Origin of the sequence: Klebsiella sp. KTE92, from assembly GCF_000398905.1 — a bacterium.
Classification (GTDB): domain Bacteria; phylum Pseudomonadota; class Gammaproteobacteria; order Enterobacterales; family Enterobacteriaceae; genus Klebsiella; species Klebsiella variicola.
In genome coordinates, this window is the sequence record NZ_KB976100.1 from 3234916 (window position 1) to 3255090 (window position 20175).

At 57.0% G+C, this 20175-nt stretch carries 17 protein-coding genes and 2 pseudogenes; 4 read left to right on the forward strand and 15 right to left on the reverse strand.

The genetic code is table 11. The features are described 5' to 3' along the window. The first annotated feature begins 37 nt into the window (after positions 1-37). Together prs and dauA are read left to right on the forward strand one after the other, a co-directional pair. The gene (prs, locus tag A1WC_RS10165) at positions 38-985 is read left to right on the forward strand and encodes a ribose-phosphate diphosphokinase (protein ID WP_002910407.1); all 948 of its coding nucleotides are present in this window, start codon (positions 38-40) and stop codon (positions 983-985) included. Between the two features lie 250 nt (positions 986-1235). Continuing rightward, entirely contained in the window at positions 1236-2915 is a 1680-nt protein-coding gene (gene dauA / locus A1WC_RS10160; protein WP_071599422.1) for a C4-dicarboxylic acid transporter DauA, read from the forward strand. Here dauA and A1WC_RS10155 read toward each other — a convergent pair whose 3' ends face one another. Beyond that, positions 2916-3962 (reverse strand): MerR family transcriptional regulator, encoded by a 1047-nt coding sequence (locus A1WC_RS10155; protein ID WP_016161326.1) that lies wholly within the window; start codon positions 3960-3962, stop codon positions 2916-2918. A 220-nt stretch (positions 3963-4182) separates the two neighbouring features. Further along, the gene (ychH, locus tag A1WC_RS10150; RefSeq protein WP_002910437.1) at positions 4183-4458 is read right to left on the reverse strand and encodes a stress-induced protein YchH; all 276 of its coding nucleotides are present in this window, start codon (positions 4456-4458) and stop codon (positions 4183-4185) included. Positions 4459-4730: 272 nt separating this feature from the next. On the opposite strand from ychH, the gene pth reads away from it, so the two are divergent. Together pth and ychF are read left to right on the forward strand one after the other, a co-directional pair. After that, entirely contained in the window at positions 4731-5315 is a 585-nt protein-coding gene (pth, locus tag A1WC_RS10145) for an aminoacyl-tRNA hydrolase (RefSeq protein WP_004180389.1), read from the forward strand. A 117-nt stretch (positions 5316-5432) separates the two neighbouring features. Next, positions 5433-6527 carry a redox-regulated ATPase YchF gene (gene ychF, locus A1WC_RS10140; protein WP_008804380.1) on the forward strand — a complete coding sequence of 365 codons (1095 nt, stop codon included), beginning with the start codon at positions 5433-5435 and terminating at the stop codon, positions 6525-6527. An 82-nt stretch (positions 6528-6609) separates the two neighbouring features. Here the strand turns inward: ychF and A1WC_RS10135 are convergent, their stop codons facing one another. The 13 genes and pseudogenes from A1WC_RS10135 to A1WC_RS26400 form a co-directional block, all read right to left on the reverse strand. After that, a complete protein-coding gene (locus A1WC_RS10135; RefSeq protein ID WP_016161327.1) occupies positions 6610-6939 on the reverse strand; it encodes a DUF1869 domain-containing protein in 330 nt (109 codons plus the stop codon). An 83-nt stretch (positions 6940-7022) separates the two neighbouring features. Beyond that, positions 7023-7937: pseudogene (locus tag A1WC_RS0125215) on the reverse strand (sugar ABC transporter substrate-binding protein). 131 nt (positions 7938-8068) lie between these two features. Beyond that, positions 8069-9472, reverse strand: a complete 1404-nt coding sequence (locus A1WC_RS10130; protein WP_016161330.1) for a VasL domain-containing protein — start codon at positions 9470-9472, stop codon at positions 8069-8071. Positions 9473-9491: 19 nt separating this feature from the next. Next, entirely contained in the window at positions 9492-9935 is a 444-nt protein-coding gene (gene tssE / locus A1WC_RS10125) for a type VI secretion system baseplate subunit TssE (protein WP_004152261.1), read from the reverse strand. A gap of 2 nt (positions 9936-9937) precedes the next feature. After that, positions 9938-10474 (reverse strand): type VI secretion system lipoprotein TssJ, encoded by a 537-nt coding sequence (gene tssJ / locus A1WC_RS10120; RefSeq protein WP_016161331.1) that lies wholly within the window; start codon positions 10472-10474, stop codon positions 9938-9940. Beyond that, on the reverse strand, positions 10455-11471 hold the full coding sequence (gene tssG, locus A1WC_RS10115) for a type VI secretion system baseplate subunit TssG (protein WP_172437961.1): 1017 nt from the start codon (positions 11469-11471) through the stop codon (positions 10455-10457). Before tssG ends, tssJ begins: the two co-directional genes overlap by 20 nt. Positions 11472-11500: 29 nt before the next feature. Then, on the reverse strand, positions 11501-13264 hold the full coding sequence (tssF, locus tag A1WC_RS10110) for a type VI secretion system baseplate subunit TssF (RefSeq protein ID WP_016161333.1): 1764 nt from the start codon (positions 13262-13264) through the stop codon (positions 11501-11503). A 134-nt stretch (positions 13265-13398) separates the two neighbouring features. Next, positions 13399-16815 carry an ImcF-related family protein gene (locus tag A1WC_RS10105; RefSeq protein ID WP_016161334.1) on the reverse strand — a complete coding sequence of 1139 codons (3417 nt, stop codon included), beginning with the start codon at positions 16813-16815 and terminating at the stop codon, positions 13399-13401. After that, entirely contained in the window at positions 16799-17956 is a 1158-nt protein-coding gene (locus A1WC_RS10100; protein WP_016161335.1) for a hypothetical protein, read from the reverse strand. The genes A1WC_RS10105 and A1WC_RS10100 overlap by 17 nt, the downstream gene beginning before the upstream one ends. A gap of 3 nt (positions 17957-17959) precedes the next feature. Beyond that, positions 17960-18226 carry a PAAR domain-containing protein gene (locus tag A1WC_RS10095; protein WP_004175522.1) on the reverse strand — a complete coding sequence of 89 codons (267 nt, stop codon included), beginning with the start codon at positions 18224-18226 and terminating at the stop codon, positions 17960-17962. A 297-nt stretch (positions 18227-18523) separates the two neighbouring features. Then, positions 18524-18973 (reverse strand): annotated as a pseudogene (locus A1WC_RS28395) (DUF6392 family protein). 114 nt (positions 18974-19087) lie between these two features. Then, on the reverse strand, positions 19088-19315 hold the full coding sequence (locus A1WC_RS0125220) for a DUF6392 family protein (protein WP_162536011.1): 228 nt from the start codon (positions 19313-19315) through the stop codon (positions 19088-19090). Between the two features lie 134 nt (positions 19316-19449). Next, positions 19450-20175: formylglycine-generating enzyme family protein (locus A1WC_RS26400; RefSeq protein WP_016161336.1), on the reverse strand; the 726-nt coding region annotated here is incomplete at its 5' end.

The following is a 20175-nucleotide window of genomic DNA, read 5'->3' on the forward strand; positions in this document are numbered from 1 at the left end:
CTCATCCACCACTGGACGCATGCCTGAGGTTCTTCTCGTGCCTGATATGAAGCTTTTTGCTGGTAACGCCACCCCGGAACTAGCACAACGTATTGCCAACCGCCTGTACACATCTCTTGGCGACGCCGCTGTAGGTCGTTTTAGCGACGGCGAAGTCAGCGTACAAATCAATGAAAACGTACGCGGTGGTGATATTTTCATCATCCAGTCCACTTGTGCTCCCACCAATGACAACCTGATGGAACTGGTTGTTATGGTTGATGCTCTGCGTCGTGCTTCGGCAGGTCGTATCACCGCCGTTATCCCTTACTTCGGTTATGCTCGCCAGGACCGTCGTGTTCGTTCTGCTCGTGTGCCAATCACCGCGAAAGTGGTGGCGGATTTCCTGTCCAGCGTCGGCGTTGACCGCGTGCTGACCGTTGACCTGCACGCAGAACAGATCCAGGGCTTCTTCGATGTGCCAGTTGATAACGTGTTCGGCAGCCCAATCCTGCTGGAAGATATGCTGCAGCTGAACCTGGACAACCCGATTGTGGTTTCTCCGGACATCGGCGGCGTCGTGCGTGCCCGCGCTATCGCTAAACTGCTGAATGATACCGATATGGCTATCATCGACAAGCGCCGTCCGCGCGCCAACGTCTCCCAGGTGATGCATATCATCGGCGACGTGGCTGGTCGTGACTGCGTGATGGTCGACGATATGATCGACACCGGCGGCACCCTGTGTAAAGCGGCAGAAGCGCTGAAAGAGCGTGGCGCGAAACGCGTATTCGCTTACGCCACGCACCCGATCTTCTCCGGTAACGCTATCCAGAACATCAAAAACTCTGTGATTGATGAATTTGTCGTTTGCGATACCATTCCGCTGGCACCCGAAATTAAAGCGCTGGATAAAGTGCGTACTCTGACGCTCTCCGGTATGCTGGCTGAAGCTATTCGCCGTATCAGCAATGAAGAATCTATCTCTGCTATGTTCGAACATTAATCGAGCCGAGCATAAAAACCCGCTGCGGCGGGTTTTTTTGTCTCTGAATTTTTAATTCTTCCACAAAATCATTCGGCATGCGTCAAGGCGGCAAGTGAATGAATCCCCGGGAGCGTACAGGCAGTACGTGACCGGGGTAAATGAACGCAGCCAACACAGAGGCATCCCGAAGGATGACGTGGAAATGACCAATGCCTCCTTCACCTGCCATTTAGTTGACAGATGATGCGCTCATGGATGAAACATTATTGTGAACAGATTATTTTCCTCACATGTGATGCCTTTCCGCGCCCTCATCGACGCTTGTTGGAAAGAAAAGTACACCACCGCCCGCTTTACCCGCGACCTGATCGCCGGGATCACCGTCGGGATCATTGCGATTCCGCTGGCGATGGCGCTGGCGATTGGCAGCGGTGTGCCGCCGCAGTACGGCCTCTATACTTCAGCGGTGGCAGGGATTGTGATCGCCTTAACCGGCGGGTCGCGCTTTAGCGTTTCCGGTCCGACCGCCGCCTTTGTGGTGATCCTCTATCCGGTTTCCCAGCAGTTTGGTCTGGCGGGGCTACTGGTGGCGACGCTGATGTCGGGGGTCTTTTTAATTCTCTTTGGTCTGGCGCGCTTTGGCCGTCTGATCGAATATATCCCGCTGTCGGTGACTCTCGGTTTCACCTCCGGGATCGGTATCACCATCGGTACCATGCAGATTAAAGACTTCCTCGGCCTGCAGATGCCCCATGTGCCGGAGCATTACCTGCAGAAAGTGGCGGCGCTGGCGATGGCCCTGCCAACGATTAACCCCGGCGATGCAGCCATCGGCGTCGTCACCCTTGGCACCTTGATCCTCTGGCCGCGGCTGGGTATCCGTCTGCCGGGCCACCTTCCGGCGCTGCTGGCTGGCTGCGCGGTGATGCTGGTGGTTAATTTGCTCGGCGGCGATGTCGCCACAATTGGCTCGCAGTTCCACTATCAGCTGGCAGACGGCACTCAGGGCAACGGTATTCCACAGCTGCTGCCGCAGCTGGTACTCCCCTGGGATATGCCGGGCTCAAACTTTACCCTGAGCTGGGCCTCGCTGCAGGCCCTGCTGCCTGCCGCCTTCTCCATGGCGATGCTCGGCGCCATTGAGTCTCTGCTGTGCGCGGTGGTGCTCGATGGCATGACCGGTACCAAGCATAAAGCCAATAGCGAGCTGATTGGCCAGGGGCTGGGCAACATCGTTGCGCCGTTCTTCGGCGGGATCACTGCCACCGCGGCGATTGCCCGCTCGGCGGCGAACGTCCGCGCCGGCGCCACATCGCCGGTTGCCGCCGTGATCCACGCCCTGCTGGTGATCCTGGCGCTGCTGATCCTCGCCCCGCTGCTCTCCTGGCTGCCGCTGTCGGCGATGGCCGCCCTGCTGCTGATGGTGGCATGGAATATGAGCGAGGCGCATAAAGTGATCAACCTGCTGCGCCACGCACCGAAAGACGACATCGTGGTGATGCTGATGTGCATGTCGCTGACGGTGCTGTTTGATATGGTGATTGCCATCAGCGTCGGGATCGTGCTGGCCTCGCTGTTGTTTATGCGCCGTATCGCGCGCATGACCCATCTGGCGCCGGTCAACGTCGAGGTGCCAGACGATGTGCTGGTGCTGCGGGTGATTGGGCCGCTGTTCTTTGCCGCCGCCGAAGGCTTGTTCAACGACCTGGAGACCCGGATCGCCGGCAAGCGCATCGTGGTGCTGAAATGGGACGCGGTGCCGGTTCTCGACGCCGGTGGTCTAGATGCCTTCCAGCGCTTTGTGAACAAGCTGCCGGAAGGCTGTGAATTGCGCGTATCTAACCTCGAGTTTCAGCCGCTGCGCACGTTAGCGCGCGCCGGCGTCAAGCCGCTGCCCGGACGCCTGAGCTTCTACCCCGATCGTCAGGCCGCGCTGGCTGACCTGTGATCACCCGGCGGCAGGCCCCTGCGCCTGCCGCATCAAGGCTCCGGTCGCCTGCTGCAGCCAGCTCAGCACCGCCGGCGTCATCCAGGTGCCCTTCATCAAATGCGGCTCCTGCTCCATTGCCCGACGAAACTTCTGCAACGTCTGCGGCCGGGTACCGGCGTAGGACTGAAACAGTTCAAGCCACGCCCGGGCCAGCGCCTGACCCGACGCCGAGTCCGGCGCTACGCCCTCCCGGCACGCCTGATGCAGCTTCGCCACCAGCGCAGGCCACTCCTGTAGCCGGTCGAAATAGTGCCGGCGGGTGAACGCCATCTCCTCGTCGTCGAGGTAACGCGCCCAGATGGCCAGTTTGCTTTCGGCAAAGGCCTCGGTGACAAAGGCGATGATGGCCGGGGTGACGCCGGTCTGTTCAACCATTTGCGGCTCGGCGGCATGCATCTCGTTCAGGCGGGTCAGAAACTCCGGGCGCCCTGCCGTATCCTGCTCCAGGCGCTCCATCCAGCGCGTCGCCAGACTCATCGCCTGCGGACTGTCCGTCGGGCAGCCGCTCGCCATCAGCGTCTGCACCTCCTCTGTTAGCTCGCGCCACGCCTGCGCGCGCTGTTCATCCTGTGCCGCGAACGGCAGCGCGGCTAACTCCTGTTGACTAAACCAACGATCGTACATTTTCATTAACTCCAGCGTCTGTAGCCAGGACTCCAGATCGGGTTCATTGCCGCCCGCCAGCGCCTCGCGCAGCACCAACAGCCGGTCGCGCAGCCTGCCGACATCGCGCAATTGGGCGTTGAGCGTCTCTATCTGCTGCGTCAGCAGCTCGGGTAGCGACAGCGTTTGCCGATCGAGATAGTCCTTGATGGTGGCGAGCGTCAGCCCGGCCTGCGCCAGCGCCTTTATCATATGCAGGCGCTGAACCGCGGACAGGTTATAGAGCCGATAGCCCGCCTCGCTTCTGGCCGAAGGCGTTAACAGCCCCGTCTGTTCATAATGATGCAGCGTACGCACCGTCATTCCGGCGCGCTTCGCCAGCTCTCCCACCTGAATTAACATGACTGCTCCTCTCTGTGGCCAGGTCCGCTACTCTGCTGCCTGACGTAACGTCAGGGTCAAGCGAAAACCTCATTAGCTATTCATTTTGGCAGCAACCTTAGCAGCACGGAGGTCAGGACGGAATGGGGTCGTATGGTGATGGAGAAAAGAGGAGGAAATAACGAGAGTCACAGGAAAACGCATCGGCCTTCAGGGGCCGATGCGGGAAATCATGCTACGGTTAGCTGTGGCGATGCTGATTACGACGGCAGCGTTTATCATAGTGGCGCACCCACCAGTAGCGGTCGCTGACCTGCTCGTGGCCGCCAATACGGGCACCGGCCAGCCAGAGCACGGCGCCAACGAAGATGCTTAAGATTGCGCCATGTGCAAAGAATTGCGGAAGGTTAAGCTGCGGAAGCTGGTTCAGAATGGAGTAGCCTACCCCCACAACCATCACCACCAACCCTAACCCCATGAGTACGTTACCGAGTAACGAAGCGTTTTTGCGTTTCATGTGTCACCTCCGGACTTTGGGTTGCCAGGGAATATCCCCAAATCTTATAGGTGTAGTATAGACAGGGTCCCTGCCCTGGAGTGCGCCCACGATCACATTAGTGAACACCGATTAGACAAATATTTACAAATAAGCCTCTGAACAATATCAAATTCTAATGATTCAGGTGGGTAATCATCAATGCTGGTATTGTCTCGTGGGCAGAACTTTGTCAAGCGCGCCCGCAGACAGTACACTACGCGGCAGAGAATGCCCCATGCAGGAAAGAAAACGTGACCATTAAACTGATTGTCGGCCTGGCCAACCCCGGTGCGGAATATGCCGCCACCCGGCACAACGCCGGCGCCTGGTATGTAGATTTACTGGCGGATCGCCATCGTGCGCCGCTGCGCGAAGAGAGCAAGTTCTTCGGCTACACCTCGCGCATCAATCTGGCGGGCGAAGACGTTCGCCTGCTGGTTCCTACGACGTTTATGAACCTCAGCGGTAAAGCGGTGGCTGCAATGGCGACCTTTTATCGCATTAACCCGGATGAAATTCTGGTCGCCCATGATGAGCTGGATTTGCCGCCCGGGGTGGCGAAATTCAAGCTTGGCGGTGGCCATGGCGGCCACAACGGCCTGAAGGACATCATCAGTAAGCTCGGCAATAACCCGAACTTTCACCGCTTACGCGTCGGGATCGGCCATCCGGGTGACAAAAACAAGGTTGTCGGCTTTGTACTCGGCAAACCGCCGGCCAGCGAGCAGAAACTGATTGATGATGCTGTCGACGAAGCGGCGCGCTGCACCGAAATCTGGTTAAAGGACGGGCTGACCAAAGCCACCAACCGCTTACATGCCTTTAAGGCGCAATAAGCCGTTGTCGTGCGGCATTTTTGCCGCGCACCGTGTATAATAGGCAAAGCTATTCAATTTTCTGCAATCTGTTGCTTATAACAGATTGATTATCCAAAGATTAAGGTGATTTAAATCATGGGATTCAAATGCGGTATCGTCGGTTTGCCCAACGTCGGCAAATCCACCCTGTTCAATGCGCTCACCAAAGCGGGTATTGAAGCGGCCAACTTCCCCTTCTGTACCATTGAGCCGAACACTGGTGTCGTACCGATGCCCGATCCGCGTCTGGACAAGCTGGCTGAAATCGTCAAACCGCAGCGCATCCTGCCGACGACGATGGAATTCGTTGATATCGCGGGCCTGGTGAAAGGCGCGTCCAAAGGCGAAGGTCTTGGCAACCAGTTTCTGACCAACATCCGTGAAACCGAAGCCATCGGTCACGTGGTTCGCTGCTTTGAAAACGACAACATTATCCACGTTAACAACAAAGTGGATCCGGCTGACGACATCGACGTTATCAACACCGAGCTGGCACTCTCCGATCTGGACACCTGCGAGCGCGCTATCCACCGTGTGCAGAAGAAAGCTAAAGGCGGCGATAAAGACGCTAAAGCTGAGCTGGCGGCGCTGGAAAAATGCCTGCCGCAGCTGGAAAATGCCGGCATGCTGCGTTCACTGAAAAACCTGACCGACGAAGACAAAGCAGCGATTAAATACCTCAGCTTCCTGACGCTGAAGCCGACCATGTATATCGCCAACGTCAATGAAGACGGCTTTGAGAATAACCCTTATCTCGATAAAGTCCGTGAAATTGCCGCCGCCGAAGGTTCTGTGGTCGTCGCCGTTTGCGCCGCCGTTGAGTCCGATATTGCCGAGCTGGACGACGCTGACCGCGACGAGTTTATGGCCGAGCTGGGTCTCGAAGAGCCAGGCCTCAACCGCGTGATCCGCGCCGGTTACGAGCTGCTGAATCTGCAGACCTACTTCACCGCAGGGGTGAAGGAAGTTCGCGCATGGACCATCCCGGTCGGAGCGACCGCGCCGCAGGCAGCCGGTAAGATCCACACCGACTTCGAAAAAGGTTTTATCCGCGCGCAGACCATCGCCTATGAAGACTTTATTACCTACAAAGGCGAACAGGGTGCAAAAGAAGCCGGTAAAATGCGTGCAGAAGGCAAAGACTACATCGTGAAAGATGGCGATGTGATGAACTTCCTGTTCAACGTCTGATCCCGCTGGCTGGCATTTTCGCCACCATCGCGCCATAAAAAATCCACGCAGCGGCGTGGATTTTTTTTACCCGGACGACACGCTACTCCACAATATGGGTCTCTTCAGCCGCCTCATAGCCATCAACGATCTGCACAATTTTCTTTAATTCGCCCTCGATGAAAGCCGGGGTGGCGCTTTCCCCTGAGGCCGGGTGATGAAGCTCGACCGAGATGCCGCTGGCGGCATTGGTCAGTGACAGACTGATCTCCTGCTGTCCCGCTGCGGACGATGGTCGCCCGATTTGCTGCACGATGGCCGCCGCCGCCGCGCGCGTATCAACGTCTGCGAGATGCCCCCACCTCATTTCAACATGTCCCTGCTGCCCTGCCTTTATCACCTGCAGCGTATAGCCGCTTCTTTCCGTTGCCATGTCTTTTCCTCCGGTTTCGTTGCCCGGGCGTCACATTATCAGCCCGGTTTTATCAGCAAAGTTCGTTCACGTGCGCCTTGCCGTTAATGACTTTTTTCCACATAGGTCTGCATGTTTTCTTTGGTCACTAACTCAAACGGGATCCAGACATGAGACTCGACCTTTTCTCCTTTAATCAGCTTCAGCGCTACCGCTAAGGCCGTTTTGCCCTGACCGACGGCGTCCTGGAAGACCGTCACCTGGATCTTATCGCTGGCCAGGGCTTTCAGCCCGTCCGGGGTGGCGTCGATCCCACCGATCAACAGCTTCTTCTGGCTCTTCTCCAGCGCCATCGCCGCGCCAATCGCCATCTCGTCGTTGTTCGCCGCCACAATATCAATCGCTTCCCCGTTGCCTGTCCAGTTCTGCATCAGATCCATTCCCTCGCTGCGGGAATAGTTGGCCGGCTGTTTCTGCACCACTTTCATTGCCGGATATTTGGCCACCACCTGCTCGACGTCTTTGGTGCGCTGCAGCGCGCCGGCGTCAGTGAGATTGCCGATCATGATGGCGACATTGCCTTTGTAGCTCGCCAGCTTCGCCAGCGCCTCCATCTACAATGTGCCGGACTCCCGCTCGTCCGAACCGACAAACACCACGCCAGGCGGTAACGTTTTATCCCCCGGCGTCCGGTTCACATACACCAGCGGCATTTTGACCTGCTGCGCCATCTTCGTTAGCTGCGGGGTGCTGGCGGAGTCCACCGGGTCGACGATGATCGCGTCCACGCCGGAGGCGATAAAGCTCTGCACCTGATCGGCCTGACGTCCGGTGTCGCCGCGGGCGTCTTCAAACTGCACATCGACGTGGCGGGCTTGAGCTTCTTTCTCAATGGACTGGCAGATAATGGTGAGAAAGTTTTGATCGAAGTAGGCCATTGAGACGCCGATCTTCTCCGCCAAAGCCGAGGCGGAACAGGCCAGTAACCCCACTAACAGGATGATTTTACAGTGCTTCATAGCATGCCCTCAGAGGTCGAAATGAAATTTTCAATATAAAAACAAATGGTATATTTAAATCATTTTCAGACTACGAAGGGCGTTCGGTTCTTGCAATCATGATGTAAAGAAAATGTTGCCATGCGCACACTTTATTTCACCGCCTCACTCACTGAGGGCTCACCGGTAGGGGGGATCTCAGCGGGCGGCGACTGCTTTCGCTTCAGCAGGGCATACTCCACGATCAGCTGTTGCAGATGCAGCTCCGCGAGGCTTCCCCGGGCGGCAGGCCAGGGTTGATCAACGGGAAGCGCGACCAGCTGGCGTAGCTCCTCCTCCAGCGGAACGGCGCGGTTAAACGACTGCATGATGGCAAACACTGCGGTTTTCAGTTCGCTCACCGTGAGGTATCTCCCCTTCTGCTCGTCGAGGGCATTGAGCTGGCCGGCGAGCCGCTGCAGCTGCTGCATTCCCTCGGACCAGCCGGTGAGGTTTTCCGCGGGCAATGCGGCAGCGCTCAACTGCTGCCGCCACTGCTGCGCCAGCGGTTGTGCTTGATCCGGCCAGCGACTCAGGGCCTGCCGGACCAGCTGGTCGCCGTAGCTTACCGCCCAGTCCGGCGCCAGGCGGGCGAGCTCGCCAAGCTGGCGCTGCGTCTGAGGCAGATCCACCGGCATCAGGGGAGATGCCCCCGGCAGGCCCGGTATCACATTTTGGGTCACCAAAATGGGCGGTAAATCGGACTGACGCAACGCCAGCCATCCACCGACGGCGATGCCCGTCACCGCCAGCATGGTGACCATCCCGGCGACAAACGGCTTCCAGCGCGGCGCGGTTGCCGGAGAAGACGCCACCACTGGCGCGGGCCGCTTTGCAGGTAAAGGCGGCGCCAGCGGCTCAGCCTTTGGTCTACGTTTTAGTTCTGGCACTGGTTCAACCTTCGCCGCATCCTCTTCGCTGACCAGAGCGCCGGGAAGTTCCGCGTCAGACACCGCCACCGGCGGCGCGGTGGGGAGCGCTGGCGCAGGGTCGAGATGCTCGAAGCGGCTTACCGTGCTGTGCAACAGCGCCCGCAGGTCGCTCAGCGAGTCTTCAGGCGCGATCTCAAGGCGCTGGAGCACTGCGTCGAAGCTTTGCAGCGAACGTTCAGCCTGACCAAGCGATTCGAGATCCGCCGGGGCGAGACTCAGAGTGCGGATCACCTGCCGCAGCCGCTTGCTCAGGGTGCGGAAGATCTCTGTCCGGGCCGGGAGCGCCTGCGGCCACAGGTTTTTACCCTGGTGGGCCAGCAGCGACTCCATTAGCGACAGCCCCTCGTGGATCCCTGCCAGCCCGCCCAGCCTGGCGCGGGCCAGCGTATACCAGGCGACAGTCTGCAGATCCGCGCCGTGATGCTCCAGCAGCGAGCGGGCAAGCTGCTCGGCATACGGCCAGTTAATATCCGGCCGCGCCGGGTGGCTGAGCTTGTTCATTTCCGCACGCAGGGCAATAAAATCAGCCAGCGTGCGCGGGTCGCCACCGGTTTTATAGTGGCGTTCGTCGTGTGTTGTCATCATGATGTCTTTCTGCGAGAGATTAGAGGGCGGAGCGGGCGTCAAGGTACTGCTGGCGTTTGAGGTGGCGGATCAACACCCTGCCCTCGGGCATAAACTCTGTGCCGTAACGCACCAGGCCAATATCCTTCAGCTCCGCATCAATGGCATAGCGCAGTTCGCCGGGCGCATGCTGATCGAGCATCACCACCGCGATCCGCTGCAGGCGCGGTTCGTACTTCAATAATACCGCCGACAACGTGCTCATCAGTTGATGCGCCGACGCCGGCATGCCCTGGAGGATAGCGGTCATATCCGGCAGGCCGTAGTCCGGCAGATGCGCCAGCGTTCCAGCCCGACAGTTGAGGATGCGCTGCATGTTATCGAGCACCGACAGGATGACCTGATCCGTTTCGCTGACAGTATTCAGGTCAAGCCCGCCGGCGAAGTTGCCGTACAGGATGTCATACAGGGAGGGACGAGGCATTTTCACTTCTCCTTAAGCGGGTGCAGCGTCAGTTGATTTTGGCTGGCTTCGATAATGCGCGGCCTCGCCGGGTCAAGATCGTCCCGGGTGAGTACCAGCCGCCAGCTGTTTTGCGTCAGGTCTGGATCGATAAACATGGCCGCCACCGCCACAAACTGCGCGCTGGTTTCCATAGGCATATCGACGGTCACCGATTCGCCCGGACGCAGGCGAACATCTTTTTCCGCCACCCGGTCCGCCTGCAGCGCCTGGCCATCGCCAGCAAACAGCGACGGGTAGTCAGTATTGTCGAACGCCTGCCGGTCCTTAAGCTGGTAAATACGCACTACCGTCGCCAGGGAGGCGCCTTTGGCGTTGTTATTCACCCCTTCCCGGGCGCGAAGATCCAGATGAAGCGTTTTCACCTGGGGGTAAAAAATGGACTGGGTCACGGAAACGGCGCCGTCTTTCACGGTCTGCGTCAGGCCGCAGCCGGTTAAGACGGTAACCATAAGGAATGCCAGCAACCTGGCGGAGGGTTTAACTGCGGTAATCGCCATCTTCATCGCTCTCCCTGCGGTGGATATTTTCCCGGACGCGCTGATAGCGCCCCAGATAAATCGTGATCCTGTCGTCAGCCTGTTTTTGCGCATCCAGCGGACGCAGCACAGCGGTACGGCCAAGCTGGACGGCATGCGCCTGCTGGCAGCAAAGTTGCGCATCCGGCAGTAAATGGCGGGCGACGCAAAGCTGCAGCCGCACGTCGAGATGAGATCCGAGCCAGACGTGCAGGAGCGCCATCAGGTCGCTGAACAGTTCGCCGCCGGGCAGCCAGCCGCGGACCTCATCAGGCTTTTCCGTCGCCAGCTGCAGCAACACCTGACCGTTCACATCCGTGGCGTGGGTTCCCATCACTGGCCTATGTTGCAGGCTAACCGGCTGGCGGACGCTCATCGTTAACGGCTGCGACAAGGGGATCCGGCAGGGATCGTGGTGGTACACCGTCGCCCGGGTCCCCGGGGCCAGGAGCGCCACCAGCGCCTCCATGCCTTCCCCGGATCTCCCCGGCAGCATCATCACCGGCAGCAACGCCAGAAATCGCGACAGCGGCGCTGCGGCAACGGCGGCACATCCAGGTATGCCCAGCCCCGCCAGGCCCAGCAGATACTGCGAGGTGTTATCCGTGCCCCCCGCCCGAAAGGTTGCCGGGTAGGAATATTTGCGCCAGATACGGTAATACTGGGCGATCAGCCGATGGTTAAAGATATCGAGGAAATCCTCGGTGGCCTCGACGCCTTCCCGCCGTTGCGCAATGTCATCGCTATAGTGGGTCGGCAGCGGGGATTCCACGCCGTAGAGCCCCATAAAAGCAACGCGCACCGCCGGCGGTCGGGGCGGTTCAGGATCGTCCGTTCCACGGATTTCGCCGGCCGGGAAACCCATCCCCGGATGCGGGCGAAAGCGTATGGGCTCATCACCCAACTGCCAGTCGCTGCCGATGACCGGCGCCTTCGGCTGGATCTCCTCCAGCAACTGGCAGAAGCGGTAAAAATTCATGTATGGCAACTGAGGCCGGAGCTGATCCATCAGCCGGGCAGGCGCAGACTGTGATTCTCTTTCCACCGGATACATTTTCCTTCAGGTTGAACGATGAGCGTCAGCTGGTTGAACTGATTCATATCGGCATACAGCGCGAAAAAGCGGTTGAGCATGTCGCCAAACAGGTGGACATCGCCCGCGCCGGTAAATCCGCTACCGTCGAGCGTCACTTCGATATCCAGCCCGCGCAGCAGGAATCCCTGTTCGAAACGCTGAATTCGGTGATGGCTGACCGCCAGAATAGCGTCCAGACGACGGTTATTGAGCTCATCCTCCCGCCAGTTGTAGAGCGACAGCGTACCGCGCAGTACCTCGGCGCTGCTCATCATGTTGAGAAAACGGGTGCCCAGATGGCTCATGACCCGCCAGTGGTAGCGGTCTTCCGCCGGGGGATATACCGGCAATGTGGGCTTACAGAGATTGCGGACGGTAAGCGGCGTGGCTGATATCGACTCACAGCGATCCAGCAGCGTGCTCTGTAGCGCCCGGCGCGGCAGCTGGCCGTTAGTGCCGGTGATGCGCAAGGAGACCGTTTCCCGTGCCAGCGCCCGGTCAGCCTCCCATTGCTGTCCGCCGAGGATAAGCCAGGTGTCGTGCATACCGGTAACGCCCCGCTTGACGCGGGTGTGGTAGTAGCGCTCCGGCGCATGGCGACGCATCATTCCCCCCTGGTGACGAAAGCGGGTGAAAGGCACATAGCGTGCCTCCCCGGTGCGCCCGGAGCCGGTCACGCTGTCGACAGAATAGATTTCGGTATGCCCGTCCTGCAGGCGCTTCGGACGCAGGAGGTATTCGCTCTCCAGCCCGCTGATGGTCAACGGATCGGCCTCGAGGGTAAACAGGTTAATCACCGGCACACAGTGCAGGCGCAGGCTGCTTGCGCTGACGGGTAAATCGCTTTGCCAGACCTCGCTGAACACCACCTCAAGCGTGAAATGCGATATCCCCGCCGGCAGGGTGATGTTTTCCAGGCCATTTAGCTGCACGAACATAAATTTTTCGCGAAAGGTGAAATACTCGAGCAGCAACTGATAGCCGCTGAAAGCGCTCTCCCCCTTCGGCCATAAACGATCCTCCTCGCTGAATCCCCCCGGGGAAAAATAGCCGTCGAGGCTTATCCGCTCTGTCTGACCCGGCAGGCGCAGGTACAGCGCGGCCTGGCGTCGGGTCAGCCACAGATGGAGGGCGCTGCCGGTAACGGCGTCTTCTCCCAGGTACAGCGCCAGGCGGCGGAGATCGGTCTGCGACCAGTCAGCCAGCTCGCTACAGGCGAATCGTAGTCGCAGAGCCGAACGTCCGTCCGGCTCCGCCGTCATCACCGCCTCCTCTATCGCCAGCGGATTAAGCGTCAGATCGCGGGTGGTTCGGTACCGGCACACGGTATTTTTCGGCCCCAGTGGGCGGGAGCTTATCTCAAACCCGGCGGGCACCGTTTCCACCATCTTCATCGCCGGCAGCGTTGGGGTCAGCGCCACGATCGATAACGACGGAATGGTGCGCAAATAGTGCGGCCACAGCATGCTGACCAGCCCCTCGGTCAGCTCCGGCAGATCATCATCAATTTTTTCGCGCAAGCGACCTACGGAAAAGGCAAAGCCTTCAAACAGGCGCTCAACGTAAGGGTCCGGCGTACCGGCTTTATCGAGATCCAGCATCGCCGCCCGATCGGGGTGAGCCTGCGCGAACGCATTTGCCGCCTCGCGCAGGTAGCGCATTTCAGCGTCAAAATATCGCAGGGTTAAATCGTCCATTATGAATATTCCATTATTCGTCTACAGGGAGACACGCAGCATGGCTGCGCGGTCAGATTAGTTGGCCGCCGGGCGGCCATGAGCAGAGGAGGCCCGGCGTCGCAGGTCAACGCCAATCAGTGAGGGAGGCGGTTTCAGTATCCCTCTTCGCCGGGTATATCGTCGGTCAGCGGAACACGCTCAGCAGGCGCGCGCACGCTGAATATCGTCTCCGGTAGCGTAAAGTTTCGCAGGGCCAACAGCGCCAGCGGTCCTTCCCCCGCCTCGGTACGCAGCGTGTAGTTCAGCAACAGACCATCCGGCGCTTTCCAGCTCAGGCTCCAACTGCTGCTCGTTCCGGGATAAGCGCTGACCACCGCCTTATCCAGCAGGCGGATCCAGCCCCAGGCGCCCGGGAAATCGCCATACTGGCGGGTGCCCGCCCGGGTACTGATCCAGCTCAGACTAGCGCCAGGCGCTTCGGTGTCGGCGGGCCAGCTGAACCGCCGCCAGGCCGGCATCTGGTTCATATAGACAAGTTTCTGACTGTCGATGACCAGCTCCGTCTGCATCACTCCGTCCGCCGTGCCGGGGCGTAGCGCAAAATGTAGTCCCGCTTCGCCGTTGGCGAACGCGACGTCGGAGAGATGGCTCAGGGTATTCATCGCCTGCAGAAAGGCCGGGTTAAACGTCAGCCCCTGGGCATTGATACTGTCCGCCACCCAACGACTCCCCTCTTTATGCAGCACGCCGTTCAGCCGGGTCTGCAGAAAGCGGGCGATGCGCCCGGTCTCGCTATTGAGATATTTTGCCAGCAGCGGCAGAGAGACTTCACTGCTGGTATTTTTAAAGGGGTAGCGACCGCCAAAAGCGCTATTCCAGTCCTCCACCACCGCACTGCGCCACTGGGCGTTGAGACTTTCCGCCGCCGGGGTCAATACCTGCTGCCAGGCCTGCTCCATCGGGTGAACAAACAGCGTCTGCCCAAAACCACTCCACTGCTGGCCCAGTCCCGCCGCCACCAGGCTGCCGTAATCGCGCGTTTCGGTTAGATCCACAGCCTTGCCCTGGAACACCGTCTGCGCAAGCAGGCGCGTCATCGCCTGCGGGTCGGTGGCGTTGATGACCTGCTGCAGGCGCAGACGCACCTGAGTGACGCGGGTCAGGAAGGTCTGCAGGCTGAGGCGGCTGGTGGGCGTCCCGCCGTCGCGATTGTCCAGCAGCGCCAGCACGGGCCCGAAGGTGGCATCCAGAGGACCGCGCGCGCCGGACCGTTGATCGATGGCGGGCGGGTTATCACGGTTAAACAGCTGCCTGGCCGATTTGACCAGCGAATCGGCGATGGCTTCCCCGGTCTGGCCGGTTCGCCCCTGCACGCTCAGGGTGTTCATCAGCGCCACCAGCGGCGACTGGCGCACATCGGCCATCAGTGTCAGCTGGTCGATAGCATCGGAGAGGGTCGCCGCGCGCTGCCAGCGCAGACTGTTGAGGAAATCCAGCCAGGCGCCGCTAAAATCAGCGAAATAACGCTCCGCCAGCCTGGCTCGCAGAGCTTCCGGCGACGTCGACTGCGCGGCAGTCTGCTTCGTATCACTCAGCACCCAGTCCATTTCATCGCGGCGTTCCGCGACCACTTTCTCAATGGCCGGCTGCACGGCCTGCTCCCAGGCCTGACGGGTAAACATTCCCGGCACCACCTCATCAGTGCTGAACAGACGCGAAGCATCGGTGTCGGCAGTCATATCCGCCAGGCGCATATCGGCATACTGATTCGCCACCTGCGCGAGCATCTTCTGGTAAAGCGTGGACTCACTGTTGCGCTGGCCCATCTGTCGAATTAACCGTGTGCGCACCTGGCTGACCAAACCGTCATCGACAGGCAGACGCCACTGCGGATGCGACGCCAGACTGGCGGCATAAAATGCCAGCAGCGAAGGGCCGCTACCCTGCCAGACGCCGTCCGCCACGCCGGAACGCTGCGGCCACTCGCGCATCAACGCTCCCGCAAACCACGCAGCATCCATTCTCTCCGGGCGGGCCAGCATCAGGTACAGTTTCAACTGGTCGTAAGCGGTCTTCGTCATCTTCTCACGCAGCGGGCTGTCCGGCGGCAGCTGTGCGAAGGCGTTCAGCTGCCGCTGAAGGTGCTCCGCCGCCGCATCGCGCAGCAGCGGCTGCGCCCTCTCCCCGTAGCGCGGGAACAGCGCCGCCAGCAGGCCATCATTCTGGCTGAGACCACCGCTGGCATACCACGGCGCGCCGTGCTGCGAGCGGTATTCCAGTTTAGAAAGCGTTTTCTGTAACGCGGAGAGCGCATGCAGGCGTACGGCCAGCGGTTGTTTTCCCGCCGAGGCCTGCTGCACCTGCTGCTGTGCGGTCGCCACCAGCTCGCGGTTGGCGATAAAAGAGACTGTCATTGAGGCGGCCCAGAGTAACATCAGGGCGGCAGCGGCCACGCTCATCCCACGCATCCAGTTGACGCCCTGTTTGCGCGGACGTAGACCGGCTGGCAGCCACAGCACAGAGTCTGGTATCGTTTCCCAGCGGTTATCCCGTCCCCAGTGATGACTGACACTGCGACCAGCCTCTACTGACGCCTCACTAAATACCACCCCGGCCAGCGGCAATGGTCGGTATGGATTAAGCAGTATCGATAACGATTCCACCACCGCTTCCGCTTCCGCTTCCCGAGTCAACTGGTCGGCCAGCGCGAGTAAAAAATTGTGCTGTGGTTGCCCGCATATCTGCTGGATGCCCTGCTCTATCAGTAACGGCGCCAGGGCAGTGAACTGTTCGGCAACTATTTGCGGCGTACAACCTGCGGGTAACAGGCAGCCTACAGGCTGAGTGATACGTCCATTTTTTTCGTTGCCCCCCTCATACAGCGACCAGACGAATAGGGGAAGTTTCCATCCAAGAGCTTCGTAGCGTAGCTTTAGAGAGTGAGACACACTGTCCATTTCATCTGGCGTGAGCCTGGGCTTCGTTCTGTTCATCGTTGTCAAAACGCCGTCAAAGCCCGATGTTACCCACACCATACCATCAGCCGGGCGATAACGCAGTTTACGCAGCGCGGTGAACCAGGCGTTATCTACCGCTGCCCCAGGGTCTCCACCCCACAGCAATAATGTACCCTGATCTTCCTGCCAGAGTTCCTGCGTGAGCTTTGGGGTCAGTTGTTCTACGTCTCTGACTGAGCCAATTATCAGCAGAATACGGACTTTGCGGGACCAGGCGCGTCCATACTGATAGCGTAGAGTCTGGCGAATTTCCCCCACCGTAATATGATGGGGAGGTGTCAGCGCCACGCGCCCTTCTTCGCCGGGTAAGACGCTGGCCTGCTGCGACTGCCGGCGATATAAACTCTCCTTCACACGGCGGGACATTGCAGGAAGGTAAAAAACAAATACCAACGCCAGACAGACCAGGACAAACGCCAGTACCTGCTCGCCCCGCGTATTGATATTCAGCATGCCGCCATAGCGGGTGATCCCCCACCATATTGCAGCCATCCCGGCCAACGTAAGCCCGGCCAGGCCAAACCGGCCCAGGCCATTACCCGGTATATTCATCTTCACTCCCTGGGGTGATGGTACTGATAAAATGTTCCTGTTCGCTGGAAAATAACGCCAGCAGGGGCTGTTTACGGAGGCTGACCAGATCGGCTGCCAGCGCGGTCAGGAGCCAGGGCGCTGCGGGTCCCGGAATACCGCACCATTTTTCCAGCAGCGCGATATCTTCAGCTTTCCATGGGGTATGCATTTTGCCGCCCTGCGTGATAAGCGCGGCGCTTCTTTCCGTCCATTTTTTTGCGTCCCCGATAACGGAGGGCGTCTGGCAGGCGACAGTCTGGGTTTCCAGAAACAGGGTGATATCGTCTTCAAAGTTCGTCATATCTAAGGGCATCGGACGTAACAGCCGTGATGAGTGCGGCAGATGGTATTTTTGCGCCACATCATCGCTGGTCAGCAGCAGCACGGCCAGCCCGTCGGAGTATGCTGTACCACCGTTGAGCTGGATGACCAGGAGTAAATTGACCGTCAGTACAGGCTGCTTCAGGCGCTCCTCCACTTCCGACAGTGAGAATGAGCCGGTAACGGTAATAGCATCAGGCACGGCGCGGCCAGGAATGTGTTCTTTCCAGAGATTACTGAAACTGCTGGTCAGCTCAGGCGAGGGATTATCCGTGATCAGGGTGACATACAGCGGTAGCTCTTCCGGCAGGCACTGCACGCGCTCTTCTATACTGGTCAGCAGCGCATGCATCGCACTCAACTGCACGGGCTCTTCTGCCGGAAGGTAATTAATCCTGCGGGTAAGTCCGTATTGCTGAGGCCGCTCACTCCCCCAATGCGCCGCAGAAATATGATCCGGCAACAGCACTGCACTGCCCAGAACGGCCAGCCAGCGCCCGGCCCAGTCTTCCCACCTCTGCTGTCCGTATTCCGCCTCTTTCAGCAAGAACTGATGCGCTTTCAGATCCCTGTCCCACAGGTAGCAACGCAGACAAAAAATCAGCAACCAGCATCCTGCAGGCATCAGGGATACCCACCAGATATTTATCACTGAGAGAATTTTTACGGTGCCGGAAGCATGGAGGATAAAGAGCAGGACACCGATAATCGCCATCAGTACACCGGCAAACAGCCATCGGGTCAGTGAAGGAGCCGATGGCTGCTCCATGGTCAATGCTTTTGTTCGTACCCAGCCCATTTTTTATCCTATCGCGCATTCCGGCGCGCCGGAAATCACCTGGCAACCGCACTGACATTTGCAGCCATCGACCACGATGGCTTTACCATCGGAAGACCATTCCGGCGCTCCCTCAATAATGGCATTAGTGCCATGTCCCGGAATCGGGCAGCTGACTTTATCCCCCACCAGCGCTACAGGCTTTCCATTTACAATCATGGTGGAGGATGCGGAAATAACAGCACCGCCGTGCGTAGTTTTATCGCCGAGTAATACAAAACCTTTGGACATTGAATTTCCTTTTATATATCAGCGATACAGTAGTTATTAATTAGAATACTCAATCGCATCTATTTCAACCTAAAGAGTGAGGCAATAACATTTAATAACAGACAAAAACCGGCTACTCCTATCAAAGAAAGAATAATAAACATAAAATAATATCTGGAATATCTGCACGCCTCTCTTTACTTAATATATACTTCTTCCCCCAGATGATATCCCCTACATTAATAACTTTTCACTTCGAACGCCAATTGCCAGACGACCTTATACTCGCGAGATCCGCCTTAATTTCTATTGCATGCTCTATACAATAAAAAATACACTAACAACAAAATAATCAGAATTATAAGAAAATAAAACAGACATTTTCTGATTAGGTGGCAACAGTGGGTATACCTCGCTAATACGACGACTATAGCTCTCTATCGTTTTGCGTTCGCCATAACCTATGGGAAATCCGAAGCGTTCGCGCATCCATCGCTGCGTCATTACTGATTCAAGACTAAATGGCAGCGGATTAGGAAATAACCAAGCCGTTTTTTTTCATCTTCTAACCGCAAAGTCACTTCCTCAAGATTTTTTCTAGTTATTGATAAAAGATAAAAATATTCCTTACCGCCTCATATCCAGCCTGAAAATATCATCACCAACAGTAATCGTTGGTTTTGTTTTGTAGGGAATTAAACCTTGTTCATAAATATCCTGATAAGGTTTACCTAATTGCTTCACAAGTGTTTCGATATCAATATTCATTTGCCACAAAGTCGCTTTTTCTCCAGCGCAATATGAATCTCCTTTGCTCGCTTCAGTGGATAAAAAGTCACGGTTTCTGCAAATAAATCATTGTTATAGATAAATCCGACAGAACTATTTTGATGAGGCATAGGTAAGGTATATATCTCTTCCCCCCCTATAAGCAGTCATAACAATTTTTGCTTCAACGTAAACCATCGGAAATCCTAGATAAGCCCGCACCCACTGCTGAATCATAACTCGTTCCAGACCAAACGGCATAGGATTAGGAAACAGCCAGTCAGTTTTGGCTTCATCTTCAAACCTTAACATTTCTTCTTTCAGATTTTTAATGAGCACCACTTTTTTCCGTTGACAATCATCGTTGATGACGATGAAATAATTTCACTACTGTACATGATTTTACCATCCATTAGAAAAAAAACCTTATATGTTGAACGCCACCGATTTTTTAAAATAAGATATAGCATCACACATTATTTATTAACGACACAACGAAATACATACTGCGGACCAACACCATATTTTTCATAGTCATCGTCTTTATCGATCTTCGGAACTGGCAATTTTGATTGCCTGAACATGGTTAAAGCGTACTGTCTGTCGCCGCCAATATATCCACGCAGGACTTTTTTAGTACCCTGCGCAGGCCCCTGAGGATCGTTTACCGGAGAATGAGAGTAATAATCTGCTGCATACCAGTCATTAGTCCATTCAGAGCCACTAAGCCCCATATCATACAGACCCAGGGGGTTTGGGGGATATTTGCCTACTGGGTAAAATGGGAAACCAAAACCATCTGTATATTTATCTAATTCATCTTTACCCGGAACATTTTTTCCAGGTAAATAGTCACCATTATTTGTTGGAAACTGAAAATATTGACCTCTGGATCTTGCTGCATATTCCCATTGCGCCTCTGTTGGTAAATCAATCTTTTTACCAGACTCCTTACCTAACCACTGACAATAGTCTTTTGCCTGTTGCCAGGTAACACCAACAGAATAATATCCTTTTTGCAAGGATGGATAATTTTTTAAAAAAATATGGATGGGTGCTTTTTTTACCCCTGTTATCTGCAAATATTTATTATAATCATCATTGGTGATTTTGTATTTTGATATCGAAAAATCGCTTAATACAACCTTATGTAATACCTTATCATCCTGGTTTATGCTGAAAGGCAGTTTTTCACCGACTAA